This is a genomic window from Geobacter hydrogenophilus, from assembly GCF_018501225.1.
Classification (GTDB): domain Bacteria; phylum Desulfobacterota; class Desulfuromonadia; order Geobacterales; family Geobacteraceae; genus Geobacter; species Geobacter hydrogenophilus.
The window spans coordinates 39,398-54,492 of record NZ_JAHCZI010000002.1 but is presented as its reverse complement, the minus strand read 5'-3'; the positions used below and the strand labels follow the sequence as shown (position 1 = coordinate 54,492).

Here is a 15,095-nt window from a genome sequence, read left to right as displayed (position 1 = left end):
GTCACCAATCATGCGTTAATGCCGTGCTTCCTCATGAGATCATAGAGTGTTGGCCTGCTGATTCCCAACTCTTCCGCAGCCTTGGCAATATTCCCCTTGCTATTGGTAATAGCCCCCCTGATCATCTCCCGCTCAACCTGTTCCCTGGCTTCACGCAGGGTTGTCACCTCACCAATGCCTGCTTTTCGTGCCGATGGTCGCTCGGTGAAGCCCAGGTCGTCGGGCTCGATTACTGCCCCCGATGCCATGAGCACTGCCCGCTGAACCTTGTTTTCCAATTCGCGCACGTTCCCCGGCCAACCATAATTTTCAATGTATTCACGGGATGTTTCACTAAAACCTTTTATCTTCTTTTTGAACTCATTGACGCACCGCTTCAGGAAGAAATTGGCTAAAAGCATAACATCGTCGCCTCGGTTCCTGAGGGGAGGAAGCGTGACAGTTACCACCCCGATCCGGTAATAGAGGTCTTCCCGAAACCTCCCCTCTTCCATGGCGCGAACGATATCGACATTGGTGGCCGCTATGATCCGGGAGTCAATGGAGATATCCTCCCTCCCCCCAACCCGTTGAATGGCTTTTTCCTGTAGGAAACGAAGGAGCTTGACCTGAAGGTTGAGGGGAAGCTCACCGATTTCATCCAGGAAGAGTGTCCCCTTGTGGGCATACTCCACCTTCCCCTGAACCCGGGCCATTGCTCCCGTGAACGCGCCTTTCTCATGCCCGAACAACTCGGACTCAAGAAGATTTTCAGGGATTGCGCCGCAGTTGATGGGAATGAACGGACCGTCCTTGCGCAGACTCTGAGTATGGATGGCGCGAGCCACAAGCTCCTTGCCGGTGCCACTCTCGCCGTGGATAAGAACCGAGATGTCAGAAGTGGCAACCTTCCTGATCGTTGAGAACACCTGCTGCATTTCGGCACACTGGCCGATTATCCCTTTTACATCCGGACCGCTCCCCCCAAGGGCGCTCTGCAGGCGACGGTTCTCATCCTCAAGGGTCTGCAGGTGAAAAGCCCGCTTGATGATAACCTTGAGCTCATTCAGATCGATGGGCTTCTGGTAAAAGTCATAGGCCCCCATCTGCACCGCCTTCACGGCGTTCTCCTTCCCCTCGTTGCCGGTTATGACGATCACCTTTGCGTCGGGGGCGATGCGAAGCATCTCTCCGAGGCAGTGAAACCCCTCTTCTGAACTGTCCTCATGGGGAGGGAGCCCCAGATCGAGAGTAACGACCTGGGGGCGGTGCTTGCGGAAGAGTTCCAGCGCCTCCGTGCCATCGGCGGCCAGATGAAGGGAATACTCCTTCCCAATCCCCCATCTGAGTTGGCGACGGATATCTTCGTTATCATCAACTATGAGAAGCTTTTCCATCAATTGCACCTCTATTTATTTACGGTTATTCCGAGCGCCGGCCCCTAAACTCCGCTGTTAAGCCATACGGTGAAGACCGTCCCGACCCCCACGGTGCTCTCCACGTCTATTCGACCGCCATGGGCTTCCACGATCTGCCGGCACTGATACAGCCCGATGCCGAGGCCCTTTTTCTTGGTGGTCTTGAAGGGCGAAAAGAGCTGTGTCCGTAGGAAATCTTCCGGTATCCCGCAGCCGCCATCGCTTACCTGGATAAAGGGAGCACTGCCGCTGCCGACCTCTACCCTCACGGGGCCCTTGCCGTCAGTTGCCTCTAAGGCATTGACTAAGAGATTCATCACCACCTTCTGAATCTCCTCACGGTCGGCTTCTGCCGGCGTATCGGCGCCGGAGACAGAAATCACTCCACTGCCCGGCACCATGGCAGCCGTGTCGACGGCAAGACGATGGAGGTCAACCCGCTCAAGCTCCAGCGACCGTTTCTCCGGGAGGTTCTTGAGCCGCGAAATCAGGACTTTCATCCGGTTGACGGTGTTCGACAGGGTGTCGAGCAAGTCATCCTGAAACTCGGGGTCGGCAATATGCTCTCGGCCGTTGTCCACTGTCAGCGACAGCGTGTAGACCAAATTCTTGAGGTCGTGGATAATGAAGGCCGAAACCCGTCCCATGACTTCCAGTTCCCTCGAACGGGCCAGTTGTTCGGAAAGACGGTAGTTCATAAGCGCCGATGCCGCCTGGCGGGCAAGGGTCTTCATCAGGTCGTAGTCCTCGTAAAGATACTGCTCATTCTTGTTAACGGGCCTGCCGAGGACCAGAACGGCCTCCAACCTGTCGGGGCCAAAAAGCGGCACCAGAAACTGGATACCATTGGCGGTGAAATAGGTTTCCTGCTCGGGAAGGCGCACAGGTGCGTCCTCCCGCAGATTGATAACCCATGACCGTTCGATCATGGGGGTCAGGACCGGATCATCCGGACTCAGAACGACGGCGGTGCCAGGGAGTTCGTGGCCGGCCACCCAGTTGAACTCATTGCTATCGGAATTGCGAACGAAAAGTCCGCCGCACCCCATGGCGAATATCGCGCAGTAGCCCGAAAGAATGGCAGCCATCAATTCCTCCCCCTGCCGTGCCGATGCCAGGCGATCGGTGAACTGGAGCCACTGGGTACGATAATCGTACTTGCTCTGGTAGAAATTCTTGTGGAGAAAGACCTTGATCTTGCGCTTTGCAGTCTCTGAAAGGAGAACCACCAGGAGGCAGATACCGACGACAAACGCCACACCCAGAGCCAGTGTCTTCTGGTGTCCCTCCCCAAAATACCGGAGTCCCTCCCCCATAATCCCCAAAGCTACCAGGTAGAGACCCACCGCAAAGAGGACCACTGATTTGTACGCCATGCTTTTGGAGACGGCGATCCTGACCCCGTTGCCGCGAACCAGCAGAGAATAGAGCATCATCACCAGGGCAAGGATGAAGACCAGGGACCGTAGCGGCATCAGATTCATGTTTATGGTCCGGTAGAGAAGTCCCTGACTGTAATAAAATATAAGCACGGCCAGGAAACTTCCCGTACCGATGAAATCGAACTTGATCTTCCACCGCGACGAAAGCGAAGCGTTACTGAAAGTGGCCTCCAGATTGATAAGCGAGATCACAACGTAGACCAGGAGCCCGCAGTAGAAGACATATCCGGCGTTTGAGAGAAAAAGTATCCGTTCAGAATCGAAGTCGGGCGAGTAGAAAAACGATGAACGCGGGAGTGCAAGGACGGAAGCGGGAAATACCAGGCTTGCCGTCAAGAGGATCCTCTGGGCAACCGGGACAAACCGAACCCCCACGGCGCGGGCATGGGTGAGGCTGAAGGCAAGCCACGCCGCCGGCACAACCCCTTCGGCAATGAGGCTGTAACGCTTCCAGTCGAGCGGATCGCCGAGGTACCCTGCCACTGAGGCCAGATCGCAGAATTCAACGGACGCCGAGACAGCAATGGCCGCCACCGACATGTAAGCGGCGATGGTGCGCCCGCTCCGCCAGATCGTACTGGAAACGTAGACCGCAGCCAGGATCAGAGCTATCGATGAAAGGACGATTTGAATCATTCGTTACCCGTAACGCTACAGCCTCCAGAGCCTGATGCCGGCGGCACGGACCGCGTCTGGATCGTAGATACCCTTCACATCCACGAGCACCGGCCCATCCCCCATCAGCCCCTTGACCCCTTCCACAGACAGTTCCCGGTAGTCGCGATGCGCAACAGCGGCAACCACCGCAGCGGCCGGCTTCAGCTCCCCGAAGGGGACGAGCCTGACGCCATACTCGTGGGAAGCCTCTTCCGAATCGGCCAAGGGATCGTGCACCTGCACCTCGATGCCGTAATCCTCCAACTCGCGGATGATGTCGATCACCTTGGAGTTGCGGAGATCGGGGCAGTCCTCCTTGAAGGTGAGCCCCAGCACCGTCACCGTGCAGCCACGTACGCAGTGCCCCGCATGGATCATCCCCTTCACCGCCTGCTGGGCAATGTACTTCCCCATGCCGTCGTTGATCCGGCGGCCCGCAAGGATAACCTGGGGAATGTAGCCGATCTTCTCGGCCTTATGAGTCAAGTAATAGGGGTCGACGCCGATGCAGTGTCCCCCGACAAGCCCCGGCCGGAACTTCAAGAAGTTCCATTTGGTTCCGGCCGCCTCCAGCACATCATTGGTGTCGATGCCGAGACGATCGAAAATAAGGGCCAGTTCATTCATGAGAGCGATATTCAGATCCCGCTGGGTATTCTCGATGACCTTTGCAGCCTCGGCCACCTTGATGTTCGCCGCCCGGTGGACCCCGGCAGTCACCACCGACTCGTAAACCCGGGCGACGGTCTCCAGGGTCGCCGCATCCTGCCCCGCCACCACTTTCTTGATCTTTGTGAAGGTGTGTTCCTTGTCGCCGGGGTTGATCCGCTCGGGGCTGTAGCCAACCGTGAAGTCACTGCCGCTCTTCAGGCCCGACACCCGCTCCAGCACCGGAACGCACTCATCCTCGGTGACTCCGGGATAAACCGTTGACTCGTACACAACGATATCGCCTTTTTTCAGAGCCTTGCCCACCGTTTCCGATGCCTTCAGCATCAGGGTGAGATCGGGCTGGTTGGCCTCGTCAACCGGCGTCGGCACCGCGACGATATGGAAATCCGCCTGCTTCAGCTCGTCGATGGAATCGGTGAAAAGGATATCAGCAGCCTTCAGATCCTCCGTTTCCACTTCCCCTGTCCGGTCATGTCCTTCCCTGAGCTCTCTGATGCGCACCGGGTTGATATCAAAGCCGACTGTTTTCCTGACCTTGCCAAAAGCCACTGCCACGGGAAGCCCCACATAGCCGAGACCAACGACGGAAACCGTACGATTGAGAGAATTCATGCATGCTCCTGATCCAATTAATTAACACTGACAACATTGTCAGCTCTCACGCTACAGTGAATTTATCTTTACCAGACAACACCGGGCGTGTAAAGAATATCGACACAAAAAATGAGGCTACATTGTAAACTGATCCGACAGGCAGAATCTGGTATACTCTTCGAGTTCCGCCATTCAATGAGGTATTCCTCCATGCTCAGTACCTACGCCGCCCGAATACTTCTCGCAGCAACCATCTTCGTTTTCAGCATCACAGCCAAAACCCTGGCCAGGGAAAACCTGGAGCCCTATGCTGCTACTCCGGACCGGGTTCTCGTCATCTACAACGCCGACTGGAAAAACAGGAGTGAAGGGAGCACTGCGGAACAGGATTCGCGGGAAGTAGCCGAGTACTACGCGGCCATGCACGCCGATCCGAAAACCGGCAAGAAACCCTATCTCCTCGGCCTGAGCTGCCGCCACCCGGGCAAGAAGCATCTGAATGACTGGGCCATCCGGGAAGAGAGCACCGATAACCGCAACGGCATCGCGTTCAGAGGCAAGGGACCAGCCCCGGGCCGTGGTGAACTGGTCCGTGATTCACGCAAGGTGGAAGTCCACATTTCGGAGCCGGACGCCGATTGGGAGACCCTCCGCATTTCCTGCCGTTCCGAGGTGACCGGAGAGGAAAAAGTCGTCCCCCCCATCTCAACGGCTTTGCAGATCAGCGGCATTCCGGCCAAACCGGGCAACGATGCCGTCTATCCTCCCCCTGCGGACGGCAAGGGCAGGAGCATCCGGCTCGACGCCACCAGATTCTTTGCCGGGACCGTCACTGTTTCTATCACTTTAAAAAACCATGCCGGCACGGTGCTTCGAGACCTCACGCTCCGCTACCATGACATCCGGAACTTCATTTTCTCCCCCACCGGTCCCGATGGCATTCCCGACGACAGAATCCTTGAGGAAGATGTACTGACACCCGTGCGAAATTTCCTCGAAGACCCGCGAAATGCCCTTCCCGACGGCACACGCCTCAAGGATCATATCCTCTACATCGTCGTGGTGCATGGCGTCCCCTATGCGGGAAACGGCGTCTTCGGCCTTGACCACGGCGTCACTGCGAGCTGGGGCGAACACGGCTCCCTCACCTCTGTCGAGCAGCGGTTGCAGACCATCTACTATCCTTGGGCAACCTTGCGACCGCCCATAATTTCCCTCTACAGTTCCCGGGGCAAAGACTCCGACAAGGGGGTAATCAACCACCTGATAACGACAGCCATGCGGAATCCCCTCGGAGGAACCCGCTGGAATCCCTACATGCATCCTGATGCATACTCCTTCCTTAGGAAAGGAGCTCCACCCCCCACATTCGTCAATCTCCCACCCCTTGAACGGGAGCGGCGGGAAAAGGAAGAGTCCTTTTTCGCCTACGCCGTGTCCCGACTGGACGGCAGCACTCCCGAAGAGGCCAAGCGGCTGGTCGATTATGCCATCTACGCCTCGAAGTACCTCCGCCCCGAGATGGACGATGAAGAGCGGAGAGATGGCATCAAGCGGCTTTTCTCCTCAAAACTCCCGGTGCTTCTGGAATCGGCCGTGACTAAGAAACTCTCCGGGGGGAAAGAGTTGGCCGCACTTGGATTTCCCATCCGAGAATCGGAAAGTGGGCAGGGAGTACCCTTCTTGGCCCGTCCAGCAGGCGACACCGCCAGCAGCGACAAACCCGGAACGAGGGACTGGCGGCGCTTCGGATTCTACCCGGGAGGCATCGAGAGGTTCGTTTCCAGTTCCAACGGGCTTAACCATAAAAAAGCCGGTGTCTGGCAGCTCATCTCGCAAGGGGTCACCGTTACTGCGGCAGGCTCACCGGCTGGCAGCGGTGGCCCCCACATCACCAACACCACCTTCTGGGACAACCGGATTCTCCAGAAATACCTCCTGCGCGGTAGGGACCTGGGGGAATGCTTCCTCCGCTCCACCTATCACGTGAACTGGTCCACGTCGCTGATCGGCGATCCCCTCTTCCACCCCGACCTGAACCATACCGTTATGGACCAAACCCTGCCGCGGGCATCCAAGGGACTCGCTATCCGGTGGGCAGTCAGAGACGACAAAACCACCGCTATAGTCGGCACGGAGCTGGACTTCGATCCAAGCGCACCGGAAGTAGCCCTCATGAATGTCACCGTCACGGCAGCCGATACTCACCCTTCCACAACCCAAACGGCTCTTTATTCGCGGAGGCCAACCATTGTCGTCACCGGCTTAAAACCCGGCATCTCCTATCACTTCACCGCAGAACTGACCGATCCTTACGGAAATCGGTCCGTCCTGCGCGAGGTCGTCAGCGCAGCTCCCGGATCAGGGCAATAATCCTGCCGCGAACCTCATCAAAGCTTCCAGGTGGCCATGCGCCGTAGTTCCCCTCCGCCTCCGTCGGACCTGCGCCAAGACTCTTTTTCAGGCGCTCCAGTTCACGCTCAACACGGACGCCCCGCCCGTCGCCCCGAGACTTTGCCCGGGCAATGAGTCCGCGGAGTGTCTGGATATAGCGATAGTCATTGATGCCATCCCGGATTGTTTCCCAGACCGGCGTGGAAAGCGGACCAGCAGCACCCGGATAGGCTACCATAACCTCGGGACCATCCAGCACAGTGAAGGGGTTGCCATTGCTTCCCTGGCTCATCTGGTAGGTCCATGGCACGACACCGTTCACCCCCCAGCGCCACGCGCCGAAGCCGAAGACATAGCGGGTATAGCTCAGATTCTGCCCCGTCAGTGCCCCGTTAGGATAGATCCACCATTCATGCGCTGTTTTCCTGAGTCTGTCGGCCTCGGCATCGTTATCCGGATCACCGGTACAGATTACATCCATTTTCGGCCAGGGACGGGTAATCAGGGTCCTGAATCCCATCTCGCGCACGATTCCATTGAGCGTTTCACCGACTTTGGTGCGCATCTTGTCCCGTCGGTCTGGCTCATCCACCACCTGGATCAACACCCGTTCCTTCGCGACTCCCTTTTCGCGGCACAATCGTTCCAACTCGGAGAGAAGAGCCCGCAGACGCCGCACGGCCACCGCTTCGTCATACAACAGAATGCTCCCGGGATGTTGCGGCTTGGCTGTATGGAGCAGATGCCCGAGATACCAGACAAAGGGACCGGAGAATCCCTGACTGCGATATGACTCAAGAGCAGCCTTCAGTCCTTCGAGCACAGGTCGTCCCTTGTCGTCAGTGCGATAGAAGAAATGGGAATGGGGATAGGCGACGTTCATGCCGTGGGTGCGGAAATCCCGATAGATCTCCTCTCCCCGCTTGGCGAGGATTCGCTTCTCCTCAGCGCTCCATCCGGGATTATCCAGTTCGTAGAAGGCGTAATCCATCATCATGCCGAAGCGGATGTCCGGTTCCGGCAGCGTGAATGGCAGGACTTCCACCATTACCGGCAATGTGAGCAGTCCTCCTGACTTGGTCCTGACCTCAAAAGCCCCCTGGTAGGTGCCGGGAACCGCGTCAACTGGAACGGCGAGCGTCAGCCAGAAGCCGCGAGTCTCATCCTTGCCGACTGTCACCGTCCCTGGTTCGATGAGTCGGGGAGCCCGGCGGACATGCAGCGTGGTTGATTTAGCGTCCTCCCGTACCACTTCGGACAAGTCTCGTACAACTCCACAAGATACCCCCAGGCGAAGGACCAAGCGGTCGGCGTTCTGCGGGGGCGACACCTGGGGAGATACAACGCCGAGATCCCTCCTCGCATGAAGGGAAAGCGCGACGGAACGCAGTTCACCCCGAGCCACGCGAATGGTAATCATCTTACCAGCCGGCTCTTTGCCAGGCACGCTCCCGATAAAGACTCGCTCCTGAGGGCTGTGTGCGAATAACGTTCCCTCGTCGCAGTCGACACGCGCATAGACCGAACGAACCACCTGGCTACCGCCTTTATCCTGGTCAGGGAGAATCCGGAACGGTTTATACTCATAACCAGATGACACAAAAGTGCGCCCCAGTTGGTTTCGACTGAACTCTTTTCGGAGTTGGGCAACCACCCTGCCTTCACGGTCCTTGACTCGAAGTTGAACCGAGTAGAGCCCTTCGGGTATGAAATAGGGATGATCCCTGTCAGCCAGGTCCACATTATCAAGAATATCGAAACTGAGGCTCCCCGTGGGCCCATCAAGGGTAGAAATAGTGTCTCGTCCGACCGGGATGCCGTTAAGGCTCAATTCGCCATCGACCGCAGACTTTTCAAGGGAGAGATTGCCGGTTCCGACCTTGAATCCGACAATGAGGGAGGAACGGAGGTATGGTTGCTGGAGGTAAACGACGCGGTTGCGGATTTGGTAAGAAATGATATTGACTGATTCAGTCTCAACCGGTGGCAGGGAGCAGGCAGCAAGGGCCGCAAAAAAGATAACCGCAACACTGCCATTGAAAATTGTCTTTAGCCTGATCTTCATACAACCCGCAACTGATATGTCTGATTGAGTGATTGAGAAAAAGAAAAAGCTCCTTGTGATGGGATTTCATTCGACAACCGCGACAATCACGAGGAGCTTAAATTTTATTATAGCACGGATATGAAACAAATTTTAGTTTAGAGTTGTTCTCTTCCCCGCAGCATTATGCGGAACTGTCGTTACCTCAATAGGCATTAAGGTCCACATACCAGGAGTCAGGAAGATTTATCTGGTAAAGATCATATTTCCCCCCCGATGAATACGGAGTTCCCCAGTTGGAGCCGAAGAATATCTTTGTGCCTCTCTTGTTGATCTTGGCAAACGGATCATCGCTGTAACTTTTTCTCTCACTGCGCGTATTGGCTACCCGCCAAACCGGGGCGTGGTTGAGATTATCCGGCGTATTGGCCATTCTCTTCAGCCTCACCATATAAATGGATTGATCTGCCCACTTTGTCGGCGCGGATGGGAAATTTGGCGTATAGGTCGAAACAACCGCCCATCCCGGCTTTTGGCGAGAGAGCCCTGAAATATGGTATCCACCCGAGCCCATGGGAGCCAACCAGTTAGATTCGCCTGTTTCGATATCCACCATCTTGAGCCATGTGCCGAGATCGGTATACCCGCCCTTATAATACCTCTGTCCGCACACCACAACCTCCTTGCCTCCCGAATCGTAAGTTATGTCAGCATGGTTGGCGCAACCCAAATCTCTTCGAGTGGTAAAGTTCCTGTCGTAAATCCTGTGAACGTCTCCAGTCCAGACATATTTGCCCGAAGGACTCATGGATACGAAACCCGCGTCTTGCCAGATGGGATTGTCAGGGGTAATGCTGGAAATGATCTTCCCCTTGTCCTTTTCGTAAAAATCCTTGTCGTAAACCACCTTGGCAACGTCGAACCAGGTCGGGTTCTTCGAGGGATCGTAGCAACGTATATTGAATGCCCAGTATCGTGAATCATCCGAAGGCTTCCCCTCTTCCTGCATGGTTTGACTGCACGAAGGGTAATTGGTTCCCGCCACCGCGGGAAAATCTTTCCCAAAGTCATGCAAGGCTATGTTTTCATCCGTAACAACGTTGTACTTCCACATAGTCTTTTTCCACTGGTAGTAAAGAACGTTGGGATCTTTTGCATCCCATCTTGCGTCTATGGGACTCCCCCAGCCCACATACTTGATAGGAATCTCTTTTATCTTGTTGTATGGAGGGGTTGCATTGTAGATGTGCCAAGCACTGCTGCCAGAAGCATAAGACTGAACAAGGAGCTTGGTTCCGTCGGCATTTTCGATGTCATGCTTGGGATACCCAGGTTGAGCATACCCCGATTTCCCAGTTGAGGCTATTCTCGGGACTTCAGTAATGGAATCGGTAATCCTGGTAATCTGGGTATTGAACAGAGGATCGACATAACTTTGACCTTTTGCCGGCTGAGGGACAGACGGGATTGGATAAAAATTCGTATCATTGACAACGTAATTGATCTTTGCGGTGCCAGTTGCTGCAATTGCTTGATGCGACGTCATTATCACTGTCGAAATAACCGTGTAAACCGATAATACAGCAAGTTTTTTTATCATCTTATACTCCCTGAGTCTTGCATAATGGTTTCATATTCCAGGTGATTCAAACGCTGAAATATCCCGTCTTGCGACAGTTGATTACTATCTCTTGCGTAATTCACATCTCTTCACCTCCTTCCATGCGTAATCTCAAACCGCTTGATTTCTAACAGACTTTAGATAAAAAAAAGCCGGGGCCAAAATATGAAAGATATTTCGGCGACCCGGCTGTCTCAATGAGACCCTTTAGGCTTTCCGTCCCATCCTCACGGATGGTTTAGTATTATCGTATATCGGTTATTGGTATTTATTGTTCCTTATCGGCTGGCTAGGTTTAAAACTTTAATGCTAATTTGTCAACACTATCAACCTAAGCTTTATCAATGCTTGCAGTAGTTTTTACACTAATTAACCTAACTTATTTAATGTAAGCTCAGTCATATCTTATTCTTGGTGCTATATATTTTTTTACCTGCATCGAAAATATCAATATTCATATTAGAATCTCTCTTGCTCAGTTCCATATAATATCTGTATTTATGTCCCCGCACATCCAGTTTAATAATTTCCTTTTCTTTAACAACTGATATATTATTAGTAATAATATTTTTTTTGTTAATTAAACTATCAGAATTACATGGCTCCATAACATGGAGAAATAAATTATTCCTCTCCGGATCCATCGGTTCAACCTCTACCCGCCAACTCCCATGCTGCATGATGTACGGACCGGCATTTGCCACGGACTCCCCACTCATTCCCCATTGGTTATATTCCGCATCCATAAATTCATACGAACCGGCATTCGCATGATCGCTTCGTACTGCCCCGGTTCCTTGAGGGAATTTGGGCAAGCCGAATCGATATGCACTGAATGTTACCCGTCCCGTCGTCGAATCGACGTTACTGACGTTCCCCCACCCTTGGTAGTACACATCATCGACCAGCCAGTTGGGTTTCCCGGAACTCCCCTTATCATAGGGATTGCCTGTCTCCCCAATATAGACGAAGTCGCCGGGCGCGATCCCCGACGCGTCACGCAGATAAACGGTATCCCCGCCTTCGTAAGGCCTGGCGAGGGAGGTTCGGCGAACTCCTTTGCGATCTCCGCCCCCCACTACCCGCGTTATATGCCGTTCCGGCAACAAAGTCCTGACCAGAAGACGCCCTTCTGACGGACCGAAGTTCCATCCCTTTATGGCAATGACATCCGTATCCCGTGACTCGGATATTCCCCCACGCACATCTCCCTGCAACCTCACCCCCTGGGATTTGCCGGGAATTTTTTGGCTGGAAGATATGACACCTGAAAAACTTTCCTTCCCGTTCAATTCAGGCCTGTAAATGGAATGAAGAAGCCACCTTGTCGGAGATGTATCTTTCGTGGTGTTAACCTTGTCGAACACAATTATGATGTCGTCAGGTCTGAGATAGATGAGGCTCCTTGTGACGAGAGAAACCTTTGCTTTGTGCCCTTCCGAAGTGATTTCAGTGGAATTGTAAGATCTTGTTATATCAGATTGAACAAAATCGAATAGATTCGGTACGCTCTTGAAAGCAGTAATCCCGCCAAGGAACTGGCTGCCGTCATTAAGTTCTTTCAGGTTCTTGGGAGGCTCAACCCAACGTTGCCCCCCATCATTGGCATACCCCTTCCAAACTGCATCGGTCTTGTTACTATCAAGCCTTTCATCCGGATTGTAAACGAGGAGGGAATTGTGGGCTACCGTACGGGATGTATAGTTGCCACGGTGTGCAGTTTCCTCATATTGGCCGCTGTCGATCGCCAACCATCCTTTCTTGTAGATCTGAAAACTCCCCTGATCCCGATGGTCATGTACGACAGGCGTGCTTGACGCCTTGAACCAGATAAGCGTGCCGTCAGGATCATCCCAGGAACTTCGCATAACAGTGATCCCAGCCCCCTCCGGTCTGCCGTTCGGGAAATCAGGCTTAATCGCCTTGCCGGTGTTGATAGTGCCAAAATGCTTGGCCAGAGGAAGGCTGAGCTTTTTCGGTGATTTAGCCTCAATCGTACCCTCGCGGAAAATTATATCCCAAACAAGGATCGGATTAGGCCCTATCCATTTATCTGTACGAAAAGGGCCGCCCAACGGCGATTCCTTAAAATCCCCCTGTTGTTGTATCAGCCAGTTTAAAGCAGCAGCACTATCTTTATCCCCTTTTTGCCAGGCAACCCCTTGAGCCTGAGCAATGTTTGTGAAATTGAAGCGGCTCGCCACCGGAGTGAAGCCAACGTATCGGTAATCGCCATAACGAACAATGCCGTTTGCCCCACCCGCCCTCCCGTTTGCGTTGTCATATCTTACGTGAGTGGGATAGGGAAGCATCTGGTAAAGAAAGAATAACGGAAACTCTGTTATCGACGTTTTGTCATCATAAAAGCTTAAATCACTAGCCGTGGCCCACGCATCGTAGGCCCACAGCTTAAAGGGATATGGAGCTTCACCGTACATGGTCCCCGCGGGATAAGCCCCTCCCTTGCAAGTTGCCTCCAGAATCCCGAGATTCTGATCTCTCCACCATGACACGAAAAAGTCTGAATAGCCCCTCGCTCTCTTGTCAACCGCTTCGGCCAATACCCGATCATCGGGATATATATGCTTACCATCTCCCCAAAAGGCCAAACCATAGAACGCGTACATTTCCCTGGATTCCCTGAACCTTCCGCCGATCGGCTTGCTCAAGGACATGCACATCTTCTCTGCCGATGATATGAGATTGCCGTACACAAGAGCGCGTTCCTGGGGCTTCATTGCCTGGAAAAGCCAGTCATAACAAGCAATAAATAAGGGGGTCTGCCGCTTGAAATAATCGTAGTCCTGGGGAGGGCTCAGTTGGAGCAGGATATCGATTGCCGCTCTGCCGTACTCGCTTACGGAACGGCGTGAATAATCAACTCCCGGGATCTCACCCAACGAATAAAGGAAAGCCAGGATAAAACAATCATCAACAGCAGGTTTTGATTTTATTCTATTGTATTTATCACCGTACTCTTTAAGTAAAGCATAATATTTGAACTGTGCAGTACCGGCAGTCGAGCAACGCCTTCGTATTTCTTTCAGCCTTTGCTTATCAAGGTAAATTCTTGGATGTTCAGGATTGATACTATAGTTAGATACCTTTGCGTTTCCGTCACTATTTCCGCAAGCATACAATATCGACAAGATAATTGTTAGTGCTGCAAAAATGACAGTAACAATAATATTTTTAGATTTAATTAGCGGCATACAAAATCTTTCAGCTTGATTTTTTTATAAGAGATTCAACTATTATCTTCTCAAGATTCAGCGATTCCTCCAAAGGCATCTCAATGTTATAGTCATCCTTGTAAACGAAGGAAGGCTTCTCTTTATAGGCATAGTGGTGCCATACCGGAGAAAATTCGGTAATCAGGAACCCCTCTCCCGTATAAAGCAAATCTATATTCAGCCAACTGGTACCCAAATCCTTTGCGAGCTTCTCCGATACATCCAGCGCCTCGCGGGGGACTTCGCTCCAGACGCCGATCCCGCCACCATCGATATTGACCTTCCACTGCTCCTCGTTGGCCTGGAAACGCCAGTGGGCTTCCACGACCTTGCCATCCCCCACAACAGTCTTCAGGTCTCGATCAATTTTGACGAATTTCTGTGCCAACAGTGGCGTAGACAAAAACGGATACACCATTCTCTTTGCTTTGATCAGATGATAGTAAAAGATCCTTCTTTTCAGCATCGACGTAAAATATTTGACAGAACTCACATTGAACAGGTCAAGGCTGGACAGGCGATAAAATTCGTAGAGTTCTTCTTTATTGTTGATCTTGAAAACAGAATCTCCTCCGGCACCGTATCTGTTTTTTATGATCATCGGATACCCGAGCTTCGCATCAGCCTCTTCGAGCGATTCCTCTGAAAAAAGAGGGATTGTATGCGGAATCGGATAACCATGTTTGCTTAAGAACAAAAATTGCCTGTATTTATCATTGTAGTATTTAATGATGGCCGGGTCAGGGTACATTTTCAGGTGAGGGTATTCGTTTTTAATAAATATCAGATTGTCATATACCTTATAGAGTGCCAGCGGATGATTGGAGCTGAAATCAAAGGAGGAATAATAAATAAGAAAATCGACCGAACTGTAATCATAACCAACCCACTCCTGCTTATCGAAATCAAGGACAACGCAGGTAATCCCATTGCCTTCCAGAGTCTTCTTAAAGGCTTCAAAGCGTTCTTTCGATTTAATCAGGACAGCTTTCATGTGAATTTCCCCCCTTGCATCGGCTTACAGCCATAATCCGTCCAATC

General features: G+C 52.8%; 9 protein-coding genes and 1 riboswitch. Of the genes, 2 read left to right on the top strand and 7 right to left on the bottom strand.

What is annotated here, in order from left to right:
• Positions 1 to 8 precede the first annotated feature (8 nt).
• From prsR to KI811_RS03780, 3 genes are read right to left on the bottom strand one after another with little or no spacing between them, the layout of a single operon-like run.
• Positions 9 to 1,376, bottom strand: coding sequence for a PEP-CTERM-box response regulator transcription factor (gene prsR, locus KI811_RS03790; RefSeq protein ID WP_214185169.1), 1,368 nt, complete (start codon positions 1,374 to 1,376; stop codon positions 9 to 11).
• A gap of 44 nt (positions 1,377 to 1,420) precedes the next feature.
• On the bottom strand, positions 1,421 to 3,475 hold the full coding sequence (gene prsK / locus KI811_RS03785) for an XrtA/PEP-CTERM system histidine kinase PrsK (RefSeq protein WP_214185168.1): 2,055 nt from the start codon (positions 3,473 to 3,475) through the stop codon (positions 1,421 to 1,423).
• 15 nt (positions 3,476 to 3,490) lie between these two features.
• Complete coding sequence (locus KI811_RS03780) at positions 3,491 to 4,780, bottom strand: nucleotide sugar dehydrogenase (RefSeq protein WP_214185167.1); 1,290 nt, start codon at positions 4,778 to 4,780, stop codon at positions 3,491 to 3,493.
• Between the two features lie 192 nt (positions 4,781 to 4,972).
• Between KI811_RS03780 and KI811_RS03775 the strand changes: the two genes are divergently transcribed.
• A complete protein-coding gene (locus tag KI811_RS03775) occupies positions 4,973 to 7,135 on the top strand; it encodes a hypothetical protein (RefSeq protein ID WP_246551341.1) in 2,163 nt (720 codons plus the stop codon).
• On the opposite strand, the gene KI811_RS03770 is transcribed toward KI811_RS03775, so the two are convergent.
• Positions 7,107 to 8,417, bottom strand: a complete 1,311-nt coding sequence (locus KI811_RS03770) for a glycoside hydrolase domain-containing protein (RefSeq protein ID WP_246551339.1) — start codon at positions 8,415 to 8,417, stop codon at positions 7,107 to 7,109. The two genes, KI811_RS03775 and KI811_RS03770, sit on opposite strands and share 29 nt — an antisense overlap.
• A 354-nt stretch (positions 8,418 to 8,771) precedes the next feature.
• Here KI811_RS03770 and KI811_RS18530 point away from each other — a divergent pair, with 354 nt between their 5' ends.
• Entirely contained in the window at positions 8,772 to 9,125 is a 354-nt protein-coding gene (locus tag KI811_RS18530; RefSeq protein ID WP_246551338.1) for a hypothetical protein, read from the top strand.
• A gap of 280 nt (positions 9,126 to 9,405) precedes the next feature.
• On the opposite strand, the gene KI811_RS03765 is transcribed toward KI811_RS18530, so the two are convergent.
• The 3 genes from KI811_RS03765 to KI811_RS03755 form a co-directional block, all read right to left on the bottom strand.
• Positions 9,406 to 10,800 carry a hypothetical protein gene (locus tag KI811_RS03765; RefSeq protein WP_214185166.1) on the bottom strand — a complete coding sequence of 465 codons (1,395 nt, stop codon included), beginning with the start codon at positions 10,798 to 10,800 and terminating at the stop codon, positions 9,406 to 9,408.
• A gap of 197 nt (positions 10,801 to 10,997) precedes the next feature.
• A riboswitch (cyclic di-GMP riboswitch) is annotated at positions 10,998 to 11,074 on the bottom strand.
• Between the two features lie 145 nt (positions 11,075 to 11,219).
• Positions 11,220 to 14,033, bottom strand: a complete 2,814-nt coding sequence (locus KI811_RS03760) for a heparinase II/III family protein (protein ID WP_214185165.1) — start codon at positions 14,031 to 14,033, stop codon at positions 11,220 to 11,222.
• Between the two features lie 10 nt (positions 14,034 to 14,043).
• Positions 14,044 to 15,048 (bottom strand): ATP-grasp domain-containing protein, encoded by a 1,005-nt coding sequence (locus tag KI811_RS03755; protein WP_214185164.1) that lies wholly within the window; start codon positions 15,046 to 15,048, stop codon positions 14,044 to 14,046.
• Positions 15,049 to 15,095: the final 47 nt, after the last annotated feature.